The organism is Candidatus Accumulibacter similis (assembly GCA_013347225.1).
In the GTDB taxonomy this organism is placed as follows: Bacteria; Pseudomonadota; Gammaproteobacteria; order Burkholderiales; family Rhodocyclaceae; genus Accumulibacter; species Accumulibacter similis.
On sequence record CP054595.1, the window covers coordinates 1,442,970 to 1,463,603 of the forward strand.

Here is a 20,634-nt window from a genome sequence, read left to right on the forward strand (position 1 = left end):
TCAGAACCTGATTCCCGACTTGTCGGCAACGGTGTGCATGTCCTTGTCCCCACGACCAGAAAGATTCACCAGCAGGATGGCATCCCGCGCCAGCGACGGCGCCAGTCTGCTGGCGTAGGCGAGCGCATGGCTCGACTCGAGCGCCGGCATGATGCCTTCGATGCGGCAGAGATCGTGAAAAGCCTGCAGCGCTTCGGCGTCGGTGACGCCAACATAGTCCGCGCGGCCGCTGTCCTTCAGCCAGGCGTGTTCGGGCCCGACACCGGGGTAGTCGAGACCGGCAGACACCGAGTGCGTCTCCATGATCTGGCCGTTCTCGTCCTGCAGCAGATAGGTGCGGTTGCCGTGCAGCACGCCGGGCCGCCCGGCGGTGAGTGAAGCGGCATGGCGTCCGCTGGTGATCCCCTCGCCCGCCGCTTCGACGCCGATCAGACGCACGCCGGCAACCGGCAGGTAGGGGTGGAAGATCCCCATCGCATTCGAGCCGCCGCCGACGCAGGCGATCACCGCGTCGGGCTGACGTCCGCATTGCTCCTGCATCTGCCGGATGCATTCACGGCCGATCACCGACTGGAAGTCACGCACCATCATCGGGTACGGGTGCGGACCCGCGACCGTGCCAATGATGTAGAAAGTGTCCGCGACGCGAGTGACCCAGTCGCGCATCGCTTCGTTCAGGGCATCCTTGAGCGTTCGCGAGCCGCTGTCGACCGGCACCACCGTCGCTCCGAGGAGCTTCATGCGATAGACGTTCGCCGCCTGCCGCCGGATGTCCTCGGCACCCATGTAGACGACGCACTCCAGGCCGAAGCGTGCGGCAACGGTGGCCGTCGCCACGCCGTGCTGACCGGCCCCCGTTTCGGCAATGACGCGTGGCTTGTGCATGCGCCGGGCGAGCAGCGCCTGGCCGATGCAGTTGTTGATCTTGTGCGCGCCGGTGTGGTTGAGGTCCTCGCGCTTGAGGTAGATCTGCGCCCCACCAATACGCTCCGACCAGCGTCTGGCGTGGTAGAGCGGGCTCGGCCGGCCGACGTAGTGCTGCAGGTCGTGCTCGAACTCGGCAAGAAACTGCGGGTCGCGCTGCGCGGCAGCGTACGCCTCGCGCAGCTCGTCGAGCGCCGCGATCAGCGTCTCGGCGACGAAGACGCCGCCGTAAGGGCCGAAGTGGCCTGCGGCGTCGGGCAAATCAGGGTCATGCACAGCCATCAACATACTCCTCGCGACGTGTTGCAGCGGGATGCCGGGACGGCATCAGTCGAGAAACGGCAGGCGTATGTCGCCTCAGGTATGTTTGGCCAGGTGGTAACGCCAGCGTGTCCGCGTCCTGCCACCAGTGTTCCTGCGCATGCACAACCCCCTTACGATGTCCTGCTGCCGGTACCGGCGGATGATCCTGCCGCGCGCACCGCCGCGACGAAGGCGCGCATCTTGTCGGCATCCTTGATTCCCTTGCTCGCCTCGACCCCCGACGACACGTCGACCGCGGCAGGCCGCAGGCGGCGGACCGCTTCGCCGACATTGTCCACATCCAGGCCACCGGAGAGAATCAGAGGCTTGCCAAGGGCTGCCGGCACCAGTGACCAGTCGAAGACCCTGCCGCCGCCGCCGTAGCCGTCGACGAAGGCGTCGAGCAGGATGGCCTGTGCCGACGGGAAAGACGACGCGTATTGTAGCAAATCGAGCCCCGGTCGGACGCGCGCCGCCTTGACATACGGACGGTCGAACTGGCGGCAGTAGGCCTCGTCCTCGTCACCATGAAACTGCAGCAGGTGCAGCGGGACCGTCGCCAGCGTTGCGCGTACCGTCTGCGGCTCGGCATTGACGAACAGCCCGACGACACAGACGAAGGGCGGCACCTCGCTGGCCAGGCGAGCGGCCGTCGACGGGTCGACGTAGCGAGGACTCGGCGGGTAGAAGACCAGTCCAAGCGCATCCGCGCCCGCTTGCACCGCCTGCTGCAGGTCGTGCGCACGGGTGAGGCCGCAGATCTTGATGCGCGGGTTCATGGCGTCGCAGTTGCAGTTGGGCCGGCAGCCGGCAGCAGCGAGAGGAAGTCGCTGGCCTCGGCAGCGGGCAGACCCCAGCGCGCCGGATAGTTTACGGCGACCAGGTAGAGGCCGGCGGCGGGAAAGGTTGGCGCCGCAAGGCGCCGGTCGCGACTTGCGAGCAGTTCGCCGATCCACTGCGGGCGGCGTCTGCCCTGGCCAATGACCACCAGACTGCCGACCAGGTTGCGCACCATGTGGTGCAGGAAGGCAGTGGCGACGAAATCGAGGACGACGAGGTCGCCGTGGCGGCGGATGTCCGCACGCTGCATGGTCTTCACCGGCGAGATCGCCTGGCACTCGGCTGCGCGAAAGGCGGAAAAGTCCTGTTCGCCGAGCAGCAGCATGGCGGCCTCCTGCATTCGTTGGAGGTCGAGCGGGTGATGGTACCAACCCACCCGCCCGTGCCACGTTCCGGAGCGGTGCATCCGGTTGAGCAGGAGGTAGCGATAATGCCGGGAAGAGGCTGACGAACGGGCGTGAAAGTCGCCGCCAACCCGCTGCGCCCAGCGAACGGCAACTGCCGCCGGCAGGAAGCTGTTGGCGCCGCGCACCCAGGAATGCATCGACCGTTCGAGGCCGGTGTCGAAATGGACCACCTGTCCCAGCGCATGGACGCCAGCATCGGTACGCCCGGCGCAGACGACGTGCAGCGGAACCTGGGCGAACCGTTGCAGTGCCTCCTGCAGCGCATCCTGCACCGTTCCTCCGCCCGGTTGCTGCTGCCAGCCGCGGAATCCGCTGCCCTCATATTCGACCGCCAGCGCGATCCGCATTCCTCAGGCCGCCGCGAGCGCAACCAGCGCCGGCAGGCTGATCAGCAGCAGCGCCATGAGCAGGTGGTCGCGGCGGGACAGGCTGCGATCGCTGAGTTCCAGAACCTGCGTTTGGCCGCTCGCAGGCGCGGCGAGCAGGGCGCGCCAGTCGGCCGGCCGCGGCAGGCGGTCGAGCATGTCGAGCACCAGCAGCAAACGGACGAGCGCCCGGTCGACATCGACCCTGCAGCGGCGCAATGGCGCGAGCAGCCGGTAGAATCCGCTCAGCAGCTCGGGAAGCGGCAGGTGTTGGCGCAGGACGACGACCGCCATCAGCAGCAGCACCAGTCGCCCGGCATGGGTGCCGGCGTCGCGCAGGCCCTGCGTGCTGGGCGCGAGGGGGAAGTCCCAGACGGCATCGCCAGCGGTGCCCCAGGCCAGGATGAGCAGCAACGAACCAAGCAGCCAGCGGGCACGCCAGACGAGTTGCAGCCAGCGGCGCAACGCCACTGTGCCGCACAACGGCAGCAGGAGCAGCGCGGCAAGCAGCATTTCCGCCGCCAGAAGCTGGACGGCGACCACCACGAAGAGCCAGGCGGCAATGAGTGTACTGGGATGCATGTGGCTGCTCGGCCGCTGCTGCACCGGCCTCGGCGCGGGGACTGCAGCGGCGCGGTCGACGGGGCTCCGGTTGCTCTTCTGTTATTCGCGCAGTGCCGAGAGGAGGGCCAGGGCAGCCTGCCGCTGCGTCGCATCACCTTCGTTGACGACCTCCTGCAGCAACTCGCGCGCTCCTTCGGCATCGCCCATGTCCTGATAGGCCCTGGCGAGGTCGAGTTTCGTTGCCACTTCCTCACTGGAGCTGATCTCGATCTGGTCGGCCAACGCCGTCGCCTCGCCAAAGGCCGGGTTGACCTCGGTATCGGTCTGGTCTGAGGCAAAGTCGGGATTGACCACCGTATCGGCCTGGTCCGCTTCGAACGAGAAGTCGAGCGCGCCGATCATGGACGGCGTCGCTCCGGCGGTAAGGGTCTCCGGCTGTCCGAGATCGAGGGAGATCGAGGACATGTCGAAGGCCTGGGCCTGCATCGCCTCGCCGAGCACGGTCGACTCGGTGAGGCGGACATCGAATTCCAGCGCTTCGGCACTGTCGGCAGCGTCTGCGAGCCCTTCGCCCAACCCAGCCTGCGGCTCGGTCGCCACGTTCCAAGCGGTTTCGTCCGCCGCCGGTTCGCTGAGATCAAACTCGAACTCGGGGCGGTTGTCGTCCGTCCGGTCGCCTGCCCGGGCCTCCGGCGCGACCAGCATGGTGACCTCGAGCGAACTCGCGTCGTCAATCAGGCGGGCAGTCTGGTGCTCCTCGTCGGCCGGGAACGCGTCCTTTGGCAGCGACGTTTCGAGGTCGAAATCGAGCGTTTGTTCGTGCTGTGGGTTGGCGAAAGCCAGCGTCGTCTCGAGGGCCGCTTCGCCGACATCGCGCTGTCCGGCCAAAGCGGTACCGCTCGCGCCGAGGTCGAAGTCGAGTTCCTCGAGGCCGGCGCCCATTGCCTGCGTTGCGGGCTGTTCCTCGCGGCTGGCTGTCGCAGCAGCGGTTGTCGTTGCTGCAGCGCCAACGGCAGCCACCATCCCTGCCAGCTGGCCTGGTCTGGTGAGCGTATCCTCGAGGGATTCGGGTGCCGCCGCGGCTCCTGCGCCGCCAGCGGTGGCCGGTGCCGGTTGGGGCGGCATGCTTGCCGTTTCCTCTCCCGTTCCCGGCTGACCGAACAGCGGGTTGTCCGGCATCAGCTGCCGTCCCATGCCGGCAGCCTTCTCCCACTCCGGACCGGCGCCGCCAGTCGCCGCGAAGAACTCCTGTGCCTGCGTCAGAAAGGGCTTTGCATCCGCCCGGGTCAGGTAGATCTCCAGCAGCTTGAGATGGATGGCGTGGCGCCCGGGGTCCTTCTGCTTTGCTTCGAGCAGGATCTCCTCGGCTTGGGCATCGCGCCCGTAAGCCATATAGACATCGGCCTCGGCAACGGGGTCGACTTCGTCGGTGTCGATGCTGCCCGGACCAGCCTGGCTGAAATCAGTCTGTCCGATCGAGTGCGAAGTGTCGACATTCTGTCCGCCGGTGTTGCGGAAGATCGATTTGTCGGCCACGCTCTCGCTGAACGGTGTCAATGTGCTGGGTGTCGCCAGCGTCGTTTCTCCCGAGCCTTCGCGACGGCGCTTGAAGAACCAGTAGGCGGCCAGCAGCGCCACGATGCCGCCACCGCCGGCGAGCGTCGCCGGGCTGCCCAGGAGATCGGCGAAGAAGCCCGGTTCCTCCACGACTGGTGGTGGCGGCGGCGGGGCCGGCTTGACCGGCGGTGGCTCGGCCGGCTTGGCTGCTTCCGCAACCGGCGCCGGTGGCGGGGCTTCGGCCCGCGGTGGCGGCGCCGGGACCCCAGACTCGGCTGGCTGGCTCGCGGGCGCCGCTGCGGGCGCTGCCGCAACGGGGGTGGGCGTCGGCGCTGCTGCGGGGGCCGCAGCGACCACCGGGGCTGCTGGCGATGGCGCCGCGGCGCCGCCCACCGTGGCCGCTGGCGGCTGTGTGGTCGGCGGCGTCGCTGCCGCTTTGCCGGCAGACTGACGCTCGAGATCCGCCAGTGTCTGGCTCTTCATTTCGAGCAGGCGCTGCAGTTCGGCAACGTTCCGTTCGAGGCTCGCCAGCCGTTCGTTGGCATCCCGGAGGGCCTTTTCCTTGGCGATCAGATCTTCATCGCCACGCTTCGGCGCCGGCTGCAGTTTGGCATCCGCGGGTTCGGTCCTCGAAACCTTGAGTTGATCCCGTGGCTCGACCGGTCCCGCCGCCTTGTCCTCGACCCGCGTGCTGACTCGGCCGGCCGCCTGCTGCCGTGGACCTTCCTCGCGCGCCGGCGCGTCTGCCGCGGCGGCGCCGAGCTTCTTGCGGTAAGCTCCCCAGTCGGCCGACTGGGCAACGATGACGGTCTTCGCCTCAGCGTTCGGGATCGTCTCGAGCGCCGCCCGATCCGGCACCGAAAGAACCTTGCCCGCTCGCAGGCGGTTGATGTTGCCTTGGTCGAAGGCATCCGGATTGGCCCGGAAAAGCCCCAGCAGCATCTGGTCGAGCGACACCCCCTCCGGCTTGAGTTCGCGCGCGATCTGACTCAGCGTCTCGCCGCGCTTGACCTCGTAGGTTGCCCCGCCGTCGCCGGCCGGGGGTCGCTGTTCGCTGGCACGTTGCCGTGGTGGTCGCGGCGCCCGTTCTTCGGCTGGCCGGCTTTCGGCTGGCGGCGTCGCCGCGACGATCGGTCGCGCAACGCTCGGCGCCGGCGCCGAGCGCGCGGCGAATTCCGGCGGATCGAGCAGGAACGTGTACTCGCGGAGGAGGCGGCCAGTCGGCCAGTTGAGTTCGACGAGCACGTCGACGAAGGGCTCGTTGATCGGTCGCGCCGACGTCAGCCGGATCACGGCCTGGCCGTTCGGGCGCTTGTCGACGCTCAGGGCGAGACCCGAGAGGATCGCCGTGTACTCCACCCCAGCCTGCTTGAACGCTTCCGGTGACGCGACCTGCGCCTTCAGCCCGGCCAGTTCCTCGCGGCTGGCAAAGACTTCCAACTCGGCGCGCAGTGGCTGCCCGAGTCCCGAGAAGACCGTCAGCTTGCCGAGCCCGGCGGCATGGCCGGGCAGCGGGAAAGCGGCGAGCGCCAGCGAAGAAGCGACGGCGCAGACGGAAGTCCGCAGTCTGAGCTTTGGTGCTGTGTGATTCAGTTTTTTGGCCACGGCGCCACCCTGAGCTTCCAGATCGGAATTATTAAAATAACATCATGAAGTTAGCCATGCAAGCCAAACGTGTTTCTGAGCCTGTGCCGGTATCCCGCGGTTGGCTGGCGTCAGCGACCCGCGCTTCGCTTCGCGAATGGGCCGCATCGCTCGCCTCAATCCTCGAGCAGGATGCGCAGCATCCGCCGCAGCGGCTCGGCAGCACCCCACAGCAGTTGGTCGCCGACGGTGAAGGCGGCGAGGTACTCGGGACCCATGGCCAGCTTGTGCAGGCGACCGACGGGTATGGCCAGGGTGCCGCTGACAGCCGCCGGCGTCAGCTGGCGTTCGGTCGCCTCACGCTCATTGGCCACCACTTCCACCCATGAGTTGCCCTGCGCGATGATGTCGGCAATCTCGTCCAGCGGCACGTCGCGCCTGAGCTTGACCGTCAGGCCCTGGGCGTGGCAGCGCATGGCGCCGATGCGCACGCAGAGGCCGTCGACCGGGATGCTTCCCGGCGCGCGAAAGGCAGGACGGCCGAGGATCTTGTTGCATTCCGCGCCGCCCTTCCACTCCTCCTTCGATTGCCCGCCCTCGACCGGCACGTCGATCCACGGGATCAGGCTGCCGGCAAGCGCGGTCTGGCGGAAGCTTTCGGTCGGAAAGCCCGGCGAACGCATCGTCTCGGCGACGCGGCGGTCAATGTCGAGGATCGCCGCCGCCGGATCGGCAAGCTGCGCCCTGACGGCATCGTGCAGTGCGCCCATCTGCAGCAGTAGTTCGCGCATGTTCTGCGCGCCGGCGCCGGACGCTGCCTGGTAGGTCATGGCGCTGATCCAGTCCACGAGGTCGTGGCGGAAGAGGCCGCCGAGGGCCATCAGCATCAGGGATACGGTACAGTTGCCACCGATCCAGTTGCGCCCCCCCTTGCCGAGGGCGCTGCGGATCACATCGAGGTTGACCGGATCGAGAATGATCACCGCTTCGTCATGCATGCGCAGCGTCGACGCGGCATCGATCCAGTGGCCCTGCCAGCCGGCACTCCGCAGCCGGGGAAAGATCTCCCTCGTATAGTCACCACCCTGGCAGGTGATGATGATGTCCATGCCGCTGAGGGTCTCGATCGACATCGCGTCGTGCAGCGTGCCGGCCTCCTTGCCGGCGACTGTCGGCGCCCGGCCACCGGCCGCCGAGGTCGAGAAGAAGTGCGGGGCGACGTGCTCGAAATCCCCCTCCTCCAGCATTCGCTGCAGGAGGACCGAGCCCACCATGCCGCGCCAGCCAACCAGACCAAGCGTTCTCATCTATGTACCTTTCGCGGGAGATGCTTCGACAAACAGCCACGGCTGCTCGCGACGCCGCCGTCCTTCAAAGGCCCTGATCAGCTCGGCATGGCGCAGGCTCAGGCCGATGTCATCGTAGCCGTTGAGCAGGCAGTCGCGCCGGAACGGATCGACCTCGAAAGTCAGCGTCTGGCCATCGGGGCGGCAGACGCACTGTCTTTCCAGGTCGACGACCAGCCGGCAGCCGACCGTCGCCTCGACGAGCGCGAACAGCGAGTCGATCGCGTCGGCTGGCAGAACGACCGGCAGGATGCCGTTCTTGAAGCAGTTGTTGTAGAAGATGTCGGCAAAACTCTCGGCAATCACTGCCCGCAGGCCGTAGTCGAGGAGTGCCCAGGGCGCGTGCTCGCGCGAGCTGCCGCAACCGAAGTTCTGTCGCGTCAACAGGATCTGTGCCCCCTGATAACGCGGTTGATTGAGCACGAAGTCGGGGTTGCGTGGCCGCTGCAAGCAGTCCTTGCCCGGTTCGCCGACATCCAGATAGCGCCACTCGTCGAACAGGTTGGGACCGAAACCCGAACGCCTGATCGACTTCAGGAACTGCTTCGGTATGATCGCGTCGGTGTCGACGTTGGCGCGGTCGAGAGGCACCACGAGTCCGTCGAGGCGGGTGAATTTTTCCATGACAATCCTCTGCTGCAGGCAATCTACCGGGCAGCCCGGCCAATCGCCTGGCCGCCCTTCTCGATATCCTTGCCGATCCCCTGTACCGTATTGCAGCCAGCGACGGCAATCGCCGCCAGCACAACGACCAGAAACCGGTTCAGTCGCTTCATTTCTGCTCCCTGTCGCCTAGGTCCATTCGCTGACGTCGCAGAAATGGCCGGCAATTGCTGCCGCCGCGGCCATCTCCGGGCTGACGAGGTGCGTCCGGCCGCCGGCGCCCTGGCGTCCCTCGAAGTTGCGGTTCGAAGTCGAGGCGCAACGCTCGCCCGGCTCGAGACGGTCGGCGTTCATCGCCAGGCACATCGAGCAACCCGGCTCCCGCCACTCGAAACCGGCTGCACGAAAGATTTCGTGCAGCCCTTCGCTTTCCGCCTGCCGCTTGACCAGACCCGACCCGGGAACGACCAGCGCCAGCCGGATGTTGCTCGCCAGCTTGCGGCCGCGGACGATCGCTGCCGCCGCCCGCAGGTCTTCGATGCGCGAGTTGGTGCACGAACCGATGAAGATCTTGTCCAGCCGGATTTCGCGGATCGGCAGGTTCGGCTGCAGCCCCATGTAGTGGAGCGCACGTTCGATTCCCTGCCGGCGCAGCGGATCGCTTTCGTCGGCCGGGTCGGGAACCCGCGAATCGACCGCCACGACCATCTCCGGTGACGTTCCCCAGGTGACCTGCGGCCGGATGTCTGCCGCCTGCATCTCGAGCACGCAGTCGAACTCGGCGTCGGCATCGCTGTGCAGCCGGCGCCAGCAGGCGACGGCCCGCTCCCACATGTCGCCGGTCGGAGCGAAGGGGCGGCCGCGCAGGTAGTCGATCGTCACCTCGTCGACGGCGATCAGGCCGAGGCGGGCGCCCGCTTCGATCGCCATGTTGCAGAGCGTCATCCGGCCCTCCATCGACAGGCCGCGAATCGCGCTGCCGGCGAACTCGATCGCAAAACCGCTGCCGCCGGCGGTGCCGATGCGGCCGATGATCGCCAGTGCCACGTCCTTGGCGGTGACCCCCCGACCGAGAACGCCCTCGACCCGCACGAGCATCGTCCTCGATTTCTTCTGCAGCAGGCATTGCGTCGCCAGCACATGCTCGACCTCGGAAGTACCGATGCCGTGTGCCATGCAGGCAAAGGCGCCATGCGTGCTGGTGTGCGAGTCGCCGCAGACGACCGACATGCCGGGCAGTGTCGCGCCGCTTTCCGGACTGACGACATGGACGATCCCCTGCCGCGGATCCTTGAACGGAAAGTAGGCCAGCGCCCCGATCTCGCGGATGTTCGCGTCGAGAGTCTCGATCTGCAGCCGGGACACCGGATCCTCGATGCCGCGGTCCCAGTGATCGGTCGGCGTGTTGTGGTCGGCGGTGGCGACGATCGACGACGCGCGCCAGGGCTTGCGTCCCGCGAGCTTGAGCCCCTCGAAGGCCTGTGGGCTGGTGACTTCGTGGACCAGGTGGCGGTCGATGTATACCAGCGCCGTGCCATCGGCTTCCTGGTGGACGACGTGCTCTTGCCATAGTTTGTCGTACAGGGTTTGCGGCATCGTGTTCTCCATCCCGAATTCTCCATCCGCTGGGCGATGCGGAGGGCGGGATTATGTCACAGCGCCGGGGCTCCTGTCAGCGCCCGCCCCGGCGGTCGCGACCCGGCTGGGCCGCGCTCAGGGCGTCTTGTCGGCGGTCTCGCAAAGCGGCTGCACGCGCCCGGCGTAGAGGCGCAGGTCGGCATTGCGGGTTGCGTTCGCGGGATGGGTCGTGGCACAGCCGGCGACAGGCTTGCCAACAGCAGCAGGCAGCACCCGCGTGGCGGGGCAAGGTGGCGTTGCAGCACGACTTCCTCCTCAGCGATCGGTGTCTTGAGCAACGCGCACGCGCGTCGGTTCGCTGACCTCGTCGTCAGCCGGGCGCACCCAGACGGCGACGATCAGCAGGCCGATCAGTGCCAGCAGCGAACTCAGGGCGAAGGTGGCTGTGGCGCCCCAGGCGTCCCAGGTCCAGCCACTGAGCAGACTGCCGAGCAGGCCGCCGGCACCAAAGGAAACGGTCGAGTAGAGCGCCTGGCCGCGCGTCTGGCAATGACCGGGAAACCAGCGATTGACGGCCGCGATTGCCGCCGCGTGGTAGGCGCCGAAGGTCAGACCGTGCAGGAGTTGCGCCATGACCATCAGCCACAGCCAGTCAACCAGCTGGGCGATCATCAGGAAGCGCAGCACGGCGGCGGCGAAACTGAGCAGCAGGACGCGGCGCAGGCCGCATCGCCGCAGCAGGGTGACCATGAAGAAGAAGACCACGATCTCCGCCAGGACGCCAAGCGACCACAGGCTGCCGACCAGGATTTTGCTGTAGTGGTGGTCGGAGAGGTGGATCGAGTAGAAGACGTAGAGCGCGCCATGCGCTGCCGACATCGCGAAGCAGGCGGCAAACAGCGCGCGCACACGCGTCTGCTGCAGGATTTGGCGCAGCAGCGGCTGCTCGCCTGCCGGCCGATGCGTCGGAGCATCGGGAACGGTCATGGCGCAGGCCACGATGCCGGCGAGCGTGCCGACGATCACCCACAACAGCTTCGGCAGCGGCACGTGGTCGAGCAGTGCACCGGTGCCCATGACGGCGATGATGAAGCCGACCGAACCCCAGAGCCGGATACGGCTGTAACGTGCCGGGTCTTCGTGCAGATGGTCGAAGGTCACGGCTTCGACGAGCGGCAGCGCGGCACTCCAGAAGAATGCGAGCAGCGCCATCGTCACGAGCATGGCTTCGAAGCTGCGGACCACGAAGAATGGCGTGCAGCCGAGCAGGCTGAGGACGCCCGCCAAGCGGACGACGGCAAGGCGGCGGTCGAGGCGCTCGGCGAGGGCACCCCAGAGGTAGGGCGCGAACAGACGCATCAACTGCATCTGCGACATCAGCAGACCGATGTCCCAGGCGGAAAAGCCGAGTGCTTGCAGGTAGAGCCCGAAATAGGGCGAGAACGCGCCAATGAAGGCGAAGTAGAAGAAGTAGTACCCGGAAAGGCGCCAATAGGGAAGCGCGTGCATCCGGCGATTCTACCGGATGCACCTGCTGCGGGGCTGGCGGGTGGCGGTTAGCCAGGCGGGCTGAAAGTGCGCAGCATGCGGTACATCTGGTCCTTCAGCCAGACGCGCTGCTTCTTCATGGTCTCGATCGTGAAGTCGTCGACCGGCAGGTCTTCTTCTTCGAGGCGCTCGACCTCACGCGTGAGTTCGTGGTACTCGTCGTAGAGCTTCCCGAACTGCTCGTTTCCTTCTTTCAGCGCCTGAATCGAATGGAGATATTCGGGGAACTCCAGGTGAAGGTCGTGGTGCTCAACTTGCATCGTTCTAACCTCTGGCTGATCCCGGCCGCGCCCTTTGCGCGTCCAGACGCCGCGATTATAACCACTGCCACGGCTGCCCGTCACCCTGCCAGGCGGCCGGGCACACGCGGTGTCGAGCACAGCACGTCGGCGCACTGGGCGCGGTGACGCAAGGCCTGGTCGATCAGCACCAGCGCCAGCATCGCCTCGGCAATCGGCGTCGCGCGGATGCCGACACAGGGGTCGTGGCGGCCGTGCGTGACGACCTCGGCAGGTTGTCCGCCGAGGGTCAGCGAGCGGCGCGGCAGGCGAATGCTCGATGTCGGCTTGATCGCCAGGTTGACGAGCAGATCCTGCCCGGTTGAAATGCCGCCGAGGACACCCCCGGCGTGGTTGCTGAGGAAGCCCTGGGCTGTCATCTCGTCGCCATGTTCGCTGCCCCTCTGGCTGATGCTGGCGAAGCCGGCGCCGATCTCGACCCCCTTGACCGCATTGATGCCCATCATGGCGTAGGCGATCTCGGCGTCGAGGCGGCCATAGACCGGTTCCCCCCAGCCGGGTGGCAGTCCGCTGGCAGTGACCGAGATCTTCGCGCCGACCGAATCGCCCGCCTTGCGCAGCTGATCCATGTAGTCCTCGAGTTCGGCGACGATCGCCGCATTCGGCGCAAAGAACGGATTGTTGCCGATCTCGTCGGCGCTGACGAAGGGGATCGGGATCGGGCCGAGCTGGCTCATCCAGCCCATGATGCGGACGCCGTAGCGCTCGGCCAGCCACTTGCGGGCGATCGCGCCAGCCGCGACACGGACGGCCGTCTCGCGCGCCGACGAGCGGCCACCGCCGCGGTGGTCGCGAAAGCCGTATTTCTGTGTGTACACGTAGTCGGCATGACCGGGGCGGAAAGTCTCGGCGATGTTGCCGTAATCCTTGCTCCGCTGGTCCTGGTTGCGGATCAGCAGGGCGATCGGCGTGCCGGTCGTTCGCCCGGCAAAGACGCCGGAGAGAATTTCGACCTCATCCGGCTCGCGCCGTTGCGTCACGTGCCGCGAGGTGCCGGGCTTGCGGCGATCGAGTTCGGCCTGGATGTCGGCGGTGCAGATCGCCAGTCCCGGTGGGCAGCCATCGACGACGCAGCCGATCGCCGGTCCGTGCGATTCGCCGAACGAGGTGACGGCGAACAGGGTGCCGAAGGTGTTGCCGGACATGCGTTGCCCCTTGCGCGTTGGCTCGAGCGTTAGAATTGGCGGCAGAGTCTACCACAGCGCCCCGCTGCCTCGCCGAGGATACCCTGATGACTGCCAGGAAGACGCCCCCCGCAAGCAAATCGACGAGCCAGCAGCGTAACCCGCTGCCGCCACGCGCCGCGCCTGCGGGCAATCCGCTGCGCCAGGCCGAGACGCGCTGGCAGCGCACTGCCCGCTACGTCTGGGACAAGGGCGGCAGCCGCGGTGGCCGCTAGCGGACGCTCCTCCGCAAGGCGTCCCGAGACTGATCGCGGGCAACCCTCCCGCGGGGGCACGCGACCGCCCTTGGTCCGTGCCCGTCGACACGCTGGTCCACTGCGTCGACGGCTCCGCGCAGCCTCAGACGCTCAGGTCGACCTGCTGCAGCGAGCCGGCACCGCCGCTGTCGCGCAGGTAGATGCCGCTGCTGCGAAGCTGGGCGAGCGTTTCGTTGGCGCCGTCACGCAGGTCGAACGGCGTCGCCACACGGGCGAGGCCCAGTGCGCCGACGTCGGCTTGCTGCAGCGTCAACAGTGGTCCGCCGCCGTCGGCGTCCGGCATCCACAGCCGCAACTGCGAGTAGGCGGCGTCGTTCTCGTCAATCCAGCCGTTGCCATCGTCGTCGAGCGGCTCGAGATCGGCGAAACCGTCGCCGCTGAGCGCGCCGAACAGTTCGCTGCCGTCGTTGATGCGCTGGTCGCCGTTGCTGTCGAGCACCAGGAAGCCAGTGCCGGCGGCGGGCAGATTGATGTTCTCCGCCTTGCCATCGACGTCGAGATCGAAGCGGAAGCGTTGTCCGACGAGTTGCGCCGAGGTGCCGGCGAAGTTCACCAGCAACGGGTCCTTGCGCGGCCGGGCTCCATCGCCAAGGCGCAGACTGAGATTGCTCTCCTCGTAGTAGGTGCGCGAGAGCGAGATGTCCAGCGCGAAACTGATCTCCCGTCCGTCAGCCGTACGCACGACACCACGGGCGGCAAGTTCGAGTTGCTCGACTTCAGCGTGTGCGGACTGCAAGTCGTACTCGACGCCACGGCCGGGTGAGTCCGCCGCGGAGCCGTTGGCGGCAGGGCGCGCGGCCACTGGTGGCGCAGCAGTGGCCGGAGCACGGAGTTCGCTGGCGTCAAAGACACGCGCCTCCTCGCCGGTGAGCAGCCGGATGATGGCACGCAGCAAGACGAACCGCGGATCGTTCTCAGCCGGATCGCCATCGGCCACTGCGGCGCTGGGATCAGCCGCCTGCGCGGCACGCGCGGCGTCGGAGATGGTGACGCGATCGATCACGGGCAGGCGGGCGGCGTCAGGCCCGAAGGCCGGACTCTGCGCGCCCGTCCACAGACGCACCGACTGGCGCACTTCCTCGTGCTGCAGCAACCGGTGCGATGCGGCCATGTACACTTCGCTCCCAAGAATCTTCACCACGGCCTCCAAGTCAGATCGCCACACTCTACGCTGGTAACGACTGCCGGCGCGGGAACTTGAGGAGCGTGTGCCGCCCGCGTCGCAGGTCGTCGCAGCGGCTGCGGGCAGCCGGCCACGATTCGGGCAACCATCACCATCGCAAAGCCAGCCACGTTCCACCGCGGCCGAAATTGGTCGCCCTCTTGCCCCTGCCTGGCCGGCGCTGAGCCCGGCAGGTGGACTCCGCCGATGGTCGGGTGTCATCGCCCGTTGCCTGGACCAGCAGCGCGTGAGCGGCGTGCTCGACCACCCCGGATACCGGTCGGCTTGCGTGGCAAACGGCAGGATCGGCCCGCGCGCAGTTGCCGTCGGGCATGTTGATTGACGGGAGAGGGCGCGACCGGTGATACTGGTGGTCACCGACAGCCGACTTGCCGTCGCTCGACCGAGTGCTCGCACCGTTTGTTCGCCATGCCGCGTCCTCCTCTCAATCCGGGTGTTTCACTCTACCTCGACCTGACGCGCATCTGCGCCGCCCTGATGGTCTGCCTGCATCACCTCCTGCAACCGCCGTTCTTCGATCGGACAATCGCGATCCCGGGACGATCGGCGGTAATCGTGTTCTTCGTCATTTCTGGATTCGTGATCGCCTACTCGTCGGTCGGAGAGCGTGACTGGCGAGCCTATGCCGTTTCTCGTCTGGGGCGCGTTTACTCGGTCGCAATTCCCGCCCTGTTGCTCACCGGCATGGTGGCCCTGGCTGAGGCGCTCCTCTGGCCCAACCTGGTAGCCGAACGCCAGGACTGGCCGGGGCTTCGGCTCCTGCTCTCGGTCTTCTTCGTCAACCAGTTCTGGAACCTGACGATCGGCGTCCTTTCCAATGGGCCGTATTGGTCGCTGTGCTATGAGGTCTGGTACTACGTGCTGTTCGGCATCGTCTGGTTCTGTAGTGGCTGGCGACGTCTCATTGCTGCCGCCATGGTCGTCCTGCTGGTCGGCCCCCGCATCCTGCTCCTGATGCCGATCTGGCTCTTGGGTGCGGGGCTCTATCTTGCACTGCGCCGACGCGGCGCCGAGGCAGCACCGCGCGACCGCGAGGTGTTCTTTGTCGTCGTCTCACTTTTTGTGTTCGTCCTGCTGGTCTACAACCCAGCAAGCATCGTGACCAACCACGTGGAGCAGTCGCTGCACAATGGGTACTGGCATGTCGGCTCTTGGCGCGTATTCATCGGTGGGGACGCGCATTTTGCAGCCGATTATCTGCTCGGTCTGCTCTTCGCGGTGACGGTCTGGTTTTCAGGCGGCGTCTTCGACCACAAAGCGGTCGAGCGGCTGCATGGCCGGGTGATCCGCTGGTGCTCGTCGTATACGTTCTCCCTTTACCTGTATCACGCGCCGCTGATGGTGTTCTTCCACTCTTTGCTGATGGTGGCCTTGCCGGACGAGTCGCCGGCTCTGGTCCTGCTCGTCCTCATCATGCTTGGTGTCTGGGCGCTCGGCAGCGTTACCGAGCATCGCAAGGAGCCTTATACGGCGCTGTTTCGCCGCCTCCTGTCGGCCGGAGTGCCACCGCGGGCCTGACGGGCGAGAGCGGTTGCCTGGCGGGCGGCGCACCCGACCCGTGCGCCAGCGGCGAGAGGACTCCATGTCTCCTTCGCGCGCGGCTCGGCCCCGGGCAGCGGCGACAGGGGCGAGCCGGTTGCCTGTGTGCATCGTCAGCCCGGCAGATCCAACAAGCAGCGCCGGAGCGCAGCGTACTGACCCCCCATGCGGTCGTAACGGCCGGTCGTTCCGGGAAACCAGTCACCTCCCATCCTGCAGGCGGAACGGATCACTGGTCCTGCGTTTCGCCTCGGCGGCCCCGCCGTCGCAGCCACAGCGTTGCGCTGGCCAGCGCGGTGACGGCAACGAAGGGCAGGGCAACCTGGTTGAGCACGCTCCAGCCGGCGCTGGTCACCAGCAGGCCGGAGCCGAAGGACGAGGCGCCCATGACGAAGAACATCAGGAAGTCGTTGAGGCCTTGCGTCCGCGCCTTCTCCGCTGGCGTGTAGGCCTCGGTGAGCAGCGTCGTGCCGCCGACGAAGAGGAAGTTCCAGCCGACGCCGAGGAGCAGGAGTGCCCACCAGAAGTGCAGCAGCGTGATGCCGGCGAGGGCGATGGCGATGCAGCCGGCCATCAGTGCGGCGCCGGCGAGGAGGACGCCGGCGACGCCGAAACGGGCAATCAGGTGGCCGGTCAGGAAGCTGGGGGCGAACATGCCGATGACGTGCCACTGCAGGACCAGGGCGGTATCGCCGAAGCCCAGACCACAGAAATCCATCGCCAGCGGCGTCGCGTTCATCAGCAGGTTCATCACGCCATAGCCGATGGCGGCGGCCAGCACGGCGACGATGAAGACCGGCTGGCGGGCGATTTCGGCGAGCGGGCGGCCGACGCCGTGCTGCTCCTCGGCGGCCGCCGGCGGAAAGCGCAGGCTGGCGGCAATCGCCAGCGAGGCGAGGGCAAAGCCGATCAGCGAGGCGTAGGAGGCGAGATACTGCGGCGCCAGCAGGTCGCGCGTCATTTTGCCGACGGCCGGCCCGATGAAGCCGCCGACGATGCCGCCGGCCAGGGTCAGCGAAATCGCCCGGCTCTTCCACTCGGCCGGCACCACTTCCGCCGCGGCAAAGCGGAAATACTGGCCGAAGGCATGGTAGATGCCGGAGCAGAAAGTGGCGCCGCAAAGCAGCCAGAAGTTCTGCAGGAAGACCGCCAGCGCACCGACGGCGCCACCGAGCATGCCGCAGCAGGCGCCGAGCATGAAGCCGGCACGGCGGCCGTTCCGCCGCATGAAGAGCGAAGCCGGCAGCGTGCTCGCTGCCGATCCCAGCACGTAGCCGACGACGGGCAGCGTCGCCAGCCGCTTGTCCGGCGCCAGCGCGTAGCCGGCGAGTGCGTTGATGGCAACCAGAGTCACGCCGTTGGTGAGCAGCAGGGCCTGTGCAGTGGCGAGGAGGGTCAGTGTGCGGTGCGGAGAAGTCACCCCGTCATTCTATGCCCGCGCAGGCAGCCCTGCGCAGGCGGGTCGCGTCGCGGGGGCGCCGCAGCCCGGCGAACCCGGCCGTGCATGCGGGAGTCTGCGGTCGCGAGCCGACGCCGTGGGCGGGATGGCGAGCGGTGCCCCGCTGTCCGCGTCGCCGGCTTCGCCGCAGCGCCAATGCTGTGAGCGCAGCGCGGATGGTTGGGAACGGCTATGCTGGTGCTGTTTCTTCCACTGCGGCAGACGGTCGCCGAGACCGCTGCCGGGCGTATCGACAACTGGACCCGAGATGACCGGCTTTCCCTTCCCGACTCCGCTGCCCGCAGCCGTGCCCGGCAACGACCCCAGCGATGCCGACCTCCTGCTGTCGCCGGGCAGCCTGGCGGCCCTGGTCGACGAGCGCACGCGCGCCGCCATCGCCTGCGGCGCGCTGCACCGCATCGATACCGAGCAGTGCTTCGTCGACGATGGCGGCGTGCGCTTCCTGGTCCGCGTCGTTTCCAGCCTGCGGCGCAAGGCGACCGCCGGCAGCGCGCGCGGCGACGCTGCGCGGCCGGCGGTGAACCCCTTCCTGCCGCCCGAACCGGAGCTGACCGTTGGCGCCATCTCGCGCAGCCACCTGGCGGTGCTCAACAAGTTCAACGTCCTCGAACGCCACCTGCTGATCGTCACCCGCCACTTCGAGGATCAGCAAAGCCTGCTCGGCGTGGCGGACTTCCAGGCGCTCTACGCCTGCCTGGCCGAGTACCCGGCGCTTGGCTTCTACAACGGTGGCCGCATCGCCGGCGCGAGCCAGAACCACAAGCACTTGCAGCTCGTACCGCTGCCCTTCGACGGCGCCGCGACCGGACTGCCGATGGCGCCGCTGCTCGGCGGCGAAGGGCCGCGCTGCTCGCGCCTGCCCTTCGCGCATGCCTTCGGGCGGCTGCCGCCGGTGGTCGCCGGGCAGCCGGTGCAGGCGGCGCATGCGCTGTACCGGGCATTGCTCGCCGACCTCGGCATCACTGGCGAGCCGTCGGCTGAAGGCGAGCGGCAGTCGGCCCCCTACAACCTGCTCGTCGCGGCCGACTGGATGCTCGTCGTGCCGCGCGTCGCCGAATGCTGGCAAGCGATTTCAATCAACGCGCTGGCCTTCGCCGGATCGCTGTTCGTCCGGGATCGCCAGCAGCTCGAACGGATTCGCACCGCCGGCCCGCTGCGCGTTCTGCAGGCGGTGGCCGGGAACGGCGGGGCGTCCGGCTGAGCTGCCGACCCGCACCGGGCTGACGCCAGCGGATGCCGCCATCAGAGGATGCGGAACTGCATCTCCAGTTGCTCATCGCTCCAGATGTCGTCCGGGCTGATCGAGCGGCGGTGGAACCTGAAGTCGATTCCGGCCTTGCGGAAAGCCTCGTAGACCAGCTCGGAGCAGATGTACTTGCGGTCGCGCACCTTGCGCCCGCGTCGGAACAGGATGCGGATGGCGATGCGGCAGATCTCCCAGTTGTCGTACGGCCGCGTGAGTTCGTCCATGCCGAAGCTGATGGCCTGCTTCAGCGGCTCCGGTTCCGGCTGCGGCCTGATGCGGCCGATGACGATGCGCCCGCGATAGGGCTTGTTCCGGCCGTGGTAATCGCGCAGATACTTCGACAGCGGCACCAGGCGCACGCCGATCGCCGTCTCACTCTCGAGGACGAAGATCCGCTGCAGGCTGTCGTCACGATAGACGATGCCGACGTGACTCCACACCGAGCGCGTGAACCACTGGATCATCCGCGAGAAGAGGTACGTGCCCGAGCAGAAGATCAGGTCACCGGTGCGCAACTGCTCGCGCACCTGCGGGTAGTCAAGGACCGGCAGCCTGGCGACTGCCTTGACGGCGAGACGATCAGCCATGTGGACCCTGGCTCAGCCGACGCGGCCGGCGGCTGCCGGCGAGGGAAGACAAACGGCGGGCATCGCGACCTCCGGTGCGGGCGGATGGATGAAGCCCGCCATATTGCCGCAATCGAAGGCTGTTGGTAAGGGATACGGAAACGGGCCGGAATCGTCGTACGTCCGAGGTTCTGGCCGACAATCACGGTGACGGTACATGAATTGTGGGAAATGATGCACCACTGGAGGAATCGGTTCGCCACGGCTGCGTGCCACCCGGCGGCAGGCGCGCACGGAGGCGAGATGGCAGATCGCGGCCATCGCCGACGCTGCCCAAAATGGCGGCCATGGCGTGATCGACAACCGGCGCACTACATCCGCAGTGCCCGGCTGCCGATCCGCAGCCAGTCGCCGGCCGTCAGCACCGGCCGCTGCGCGAAGACGTCGCCGCGCACGCTGCCGATCCGTTCGAGGATGCGCAGCCCGCCCTGGACGGTCAACCGGATTTCCCACGCCATCCGCCCGGGCAGTTCGTGCACGAGTGGTGCGCCGGCCAGCAGCAGCTGCCGCGTGCGGTCGATCTGGAATTCGAGCAGCGCCGCCCAATGCTCGCTCCAGCGAGCCGCGGCGATCTGCTCTTCGGCGATCGCGAAGCGGGCGAGATCGCATTGCGGCAGGTAGATACGCTGCTTCTGCCAGTCGAGCGCAATGTCCTGCCAGAAGTTGAGCAGTTGCAGCGCGCTGCAGATGCAGTCCGAGCGCCGCAGATTCTCGTCGCTGGTACGGTCGACGAGGTGAAGCAGCAGGCGCCCGACCGGGTTGGCCGAACGCCGGCAGTAGTCGAGCAACTCCGGGTAGTCCGCATAGCGCTTCTTGACCACATCCTGGGCAAAGGCGTCGAGCAGGTCGCGCAGCAATTGCAGCGGCAGCCGCCATTCACCGATCACCGCCGCCAAGGCGGCAAACTCCGGCGTCGCCGGCGGCACGCCGCGCTCGATCCGGTCCAGTTCGTCGCGGTAGGCCGCCAGCGCCTGCAGGCGTTGGGGAGCCGACGCGTCGCCTTCATCGGCGATGTCGTCGGCGGCGCGGGCAAAGCGATAGATCGCCTCGATCGGTTTTCGCAGTCGCCGCGGCAGCAGCAGCGAGGCGACGGGAAAATTCTCGTAGTGGTCGACAGGCATCCGGGAGAGGAGCCGGGCGTGCTGGTGGCACGCTCCAGGCGTGAGGGCAGACGGTAGCTGACAGTATAGAGGCGACACGGTTAGAATGATGCGCGCTCCGG

Annotated in this window: 19 protein-coding genes; 3 read left to right on the top strand and 16 right to left on the bottom strand. The window is 67.4% G+C overall.

Annotated features, from left to right (window positions below):
* From trpB to aroC, 12 genes are all read right to left on the bottom strand, one after another.
* Window positions 1-1,206, bottom strand: a complete 1,206-nt coding sequence (gene trpB, locus HT579_06695; GenBank protein QKS28635.1) for a tryptophan synthase subunit beta — start codon at window positions 1,204-1,206, stop codon at window positions 1-3.
* 152 nt (window positions 1,207-1,358) lie between these two features.
* On the bottom strand, window positions 1,359-2,006 hold the full coding sequence (locus HT579_06700) for a phosphoribosylanthranilate isomerase (GenBank protein QKS28636.1): 648 nt from the start codon (window positions 2,004-2,006) through the stop codon (window positions 1,359-1,361).
* Window positions 2,003-2,821, bottom strand: a complete 819-nt coding sequence (gene truA / locus HT579_06705; protein ID QKS28637.1) for a tRNA pseudouridine(38-40) synthase TruA — start codon at window positions 2,819-2,821, stop codon at window positions 2,003-2,005. The genes HT579_06700 and truA overlap by 4 nt, the downstream gene beginning before the upstream one ends.
* A gap of 3 nt (window positions 2,822-2,824) precedes the next feature.
* The gene (locus tag HT579_06710) at window positions 2,825-3,421 is read right to left on the bottom strand and encodes a hypothetical protein (protein QKS28638.1); all 597 of its coding nucleotides are present in this window, start codon (window positions 3,419-3,421) and stop codon (window positions 2,825-2,827) included.
* 81 nt (window positions 3,422-3,502) lie between these two features.
* Window positions 3,503-6,565: a pilus assembly protein gene (locus tag HT579_06715; GenBank protein ID QKS28639.1), complete on the bottom strand. Its 3,063-nt coding sequence runs from the start codon at window positions 6,563-6,565 to the stop codon at window positions 3,503-3,505.
* A gap of 155 nt (window positions 6,566-6,720) precedes the next feature.
* Complete coding sequence (gene asd, locus HT579_06720) at window positions 6,721-7,851, bottom strand: aspartate-semialdehyde dehydrogenase (GenBank protein QKS28640.1); 1,131 nt, start codon at window positions 7,849-7,851, stop codon at window positions 6,721-6,723.
* Complete coding sequence (gene leuD / locus HT579_06725) at window positions 7,852-8,514, bottom strand: 3-isopropylmalate dehydratase small subunit (GenBank protein ID QKS28641.1); 663 nt, start codon at window positions 8,512-8,514, stop codon at window positions 7,852-7,854. It abuts the gene before it with no gap.
* A gap of 23 nt (window positions 8,515-8,537) precedes the next feature.
* Window positions 8,538-8,666 (bottom strand): entericidin A/B family lipoprotein, encoded by a 129-nt coding sequence (locus HT579_06730; GenBank protein ID QKS28642.1) that lies wholly within the window; start codon window positions 8,664-8,666, stop codon window positions 8,538-8,540.
* A 16-nt stretch (window positions 8,667-8,682) separates the two neighbouring features.
* Window positions 8,683-10,089 carry a 3-isopropylmalate dehydratase large subunit gene (leuC, locus tag HT579_06735; protein QKS28643.1) on the bottom strand — a complete coding sequence of 469 codons (1,407 nt, stop codon included), beginning with the start codon at window positions 10,087-10,089 and terminating at the stop codon, window positions 8,683-8,685.
* 297 nt (window positions 10,090-10,386) lie between these two features.
* Window positions 10,387-11,580 (bottom strand): MFS transporter, encoded by a 1,194-nt coding sequence (locus HT579_06740; protein ID QKS28644.1) that lies wholly within the window; start codon window positions 11,578-11,580, stop codon window positions 10,387-10,389.
* Between the two features lie 47 nt (window positions 11,581-11,627).
* Window positions 11,628-11,879 carry a YdcH family protein gene (locus tag HT579_06745; GenBank protein QKS28645.1) on the bottom strand — a complete coding sequence of 84 codons (252 nt, stop codon included), beginning with the start codon at window positions 11,877-11,879 and terminating at the stop codon, window positions 11,628-11,630.
* A gap of 80 nt (window positions 11,880-11,959) precedes the next feature.
* Window positions 11,960-13,063 carry a chorismate synthase gene (aroC, locus tag HT579_06750; protein ID QKS28646.1) on the bottom strand — a complete coding sequence of 368 codons (1,104 nt, stop codon included), beginning with the start codon at window positions 13,061-13,063 and terminating at the stop codon, window positions 11,960-11,962.
* Between the two features lie 86 nt (window positions 13,064-13,149).
* Here aroC and HT579_06755 point away from each other — a divergent pair, with 86 nt between their 5' ends.
* Window positions 13,150-13,317, top strand: coding sequence for a hypothetical protein (locus HT579_06755; protein ID QKS28647.1), 168 nt, complete (start codon window positions 13,150-13,152; stop codon window positions 13,315-13,317).
* 124 nt (window positions 13,318-13,441) lie between these two features.
* On the opposite strand, the gene HT579_06760 is transcribed toward HT579_06755, so the two are convergent.
* Window positions 13,442-14,497: a VCBS repeat-containing protein gene (locus HT579_06760; protein ID QKS28648.1), complete on the bottom strand. Its 1,056-nt coding sequence runs from the start codon at window positions 14,495-14,497 to the stop codon at window positions 13,442-13,444.
* Window positions 14,498-14,941: 444 nt separating this feature from the next.
* Between HT579_06760 and HT579_06765 the strand changes: the two genes are divergently transcribed.
* Window positions 14,942-16,060 carry an acyltransferase gene (locus HT579_06765; GenBank protein QKS28649.1) on the top strand — a complete coding sequence of 373 codons (1,119 nt, stop codon included), beginning with the start codon at window positions 14,942-14,944 and terminating at the stop codon, window positions 16,058-16,060.
* Between the two features lie 250 nt (window positions 16,061-16,310).
* On the opposite strand, the gene HT579_06770 is transcribed toward HT579_06765, so the two are convergent.
* Window positions 16,311-17,501 carry an MFS transporter gene (locus HT579_06770; protein QKS28650.1) on the bottom strand — a complete coding sequence of 397 codons (1,191 nt, stop codon included), beginning with the start codon at window positions 17,499-17,501 and terminating at the stop codon, window positions 16,311-16,313.
* 286 nt (window positions 17,502-17,787) lie between these two features.
* Between HT579_06770 and HT579_06775 the strand changes: the two genes are divergently transcribed.
* On the top strand, window positions 17,788-18,741 hold the full coding sequence (locus tag HT579_06775; GenBank protein QKS28651.1) for a phosphorylase: 954 nt from the start codon (window positions 17,788-17,790) through the stop codon (window positions 18,739-18,741).
* Window positions 18,742-18,782: 41 nt separating this feature from the next.
* On the opposite strand, the gene HT579_06780 is transcribed toward HT579_06775, so the two are convergent.
* On the bottom strand, window positions 18,783-19,373 hold the full coding sequence (locus HT579_06780) for a hypothetical protein (GenBank protein ID QKS28652.1): 591 nt from the start codon (window positions 19,371-19,373) through the stop codon (window positions 18,783-18,785).
* 350 nt (window positions 19,374-19,723) lie between these two features.
* The gene (gene hpnC / locus HT579_06785; GenBank protein QKS28653.1) at window positions 19,724-20,533 is read right to left on the bottom strand and encodes a squalene synthase HpnC; all 810 of its coding nucleotides are present in this window, start codon (window positions 20,531-20,533) and stop codon (window positions 19,724-19,726) included.
* Window positions 20,534-20,634 lie beyond the last annotated feature (101 nt).

Coding starts and splice junctions, on each gene's coding strand:
- trpB (QKS28635.1), bottom strand. CDS start 1,206: ATGGCTGTGCATGACCCTGATTTGCCCGACGCCGCAGGCCACTTCGGC.
- HT579_06700 (QKS28636.1), bottom strand. CDS start 2,006: ATGAACCCGCGCATCAAGATCTGCGGCCTCACCCGTGCGCACGACCTG.
- truA (QKS28637.1), bottom strand. CDS start 2,821: ATGCGGATCGCGCTGGCGGTCGAATATGAGGGCAGCGGATTCCGCGGC.
- HT579_06710 (QKS28638.1), bottom strand. CDS start 3,421: ATGCATCCCAGTACACTCATTGCCGCCTGGCTCTTCGTGGTGGTCGCC.
- asd (QKS28640.1), bottom strand. CDS start 7,851: ATGAGAACGCTTGGTCTGGTTGGCTGGCGCGGCATGGTGGGCTCGGTC.
- leuD (QKS28641.1), bottom strand. CDS start 8,514: ATGGAAAAATTCACCCGCCTCGACGGACTCGTGGTGCCTCTCGACCGC.
- HT579_06730 (QKS28642.1), bottom strand. CDS start 8,666: ATGAAGCGACTGAACCGGTTTCTGGTCGTTGTGCTGGCGGCGATTGCC.
- leuC (QKS28643.1), bottom strand. CDS start 10,089: ATGCCGCAAACCCTGTACGACAAACTATGGCAAGAGCACGTCGTCCAC.
- HT579_06740 (QKS28644.1), bottom strand. CDS start 11,580: ATGCACGCGCTTCCCTATTGGCGCCTTTCCGGGTACTACTTCTTCTAC.
- HT579_06745 (QKS28645.1), bottom strand. CDS start 11,879: ATGCAAGTTGAGCACCACGACCTTCACCTGGAGTTCCCCGAATATCTC.
- aroC (QKS28646.1), bottom strand. CDS start 13,063: ATGTCCGGCAACACCTTCGGCACCCTGTTCGCCGTCACCTCGTTCGGC.
- HT579_06755 (QKS28647.1), top strand. CDS start 13,150: ATGACTGCCAGGAAGACGCCCCCCGCAAGCAAATCGACGAGCCAGCAG.
- HT579_06775 (QKS28651.1), top strand. CDS start 17,788: ATGACCGGCTTTCCCTTCCCGACTCCGCTGCCCGCAGCCGTGCCCGGC.
- HT579_06780 (QKS28652.1), bottom strand. CDS start 19,373: ATGGCTGATCGTCTCGCCGTCAAGGCAGTCGCCAGGCTGCCGGTCCTT.
- hpnC (QKS28653.1), bottom strand. CDS start 20,533: ATGCCTGTCGACCACTACGAGAATTTTCCCGTCGCCTCGCTGCTGCTG.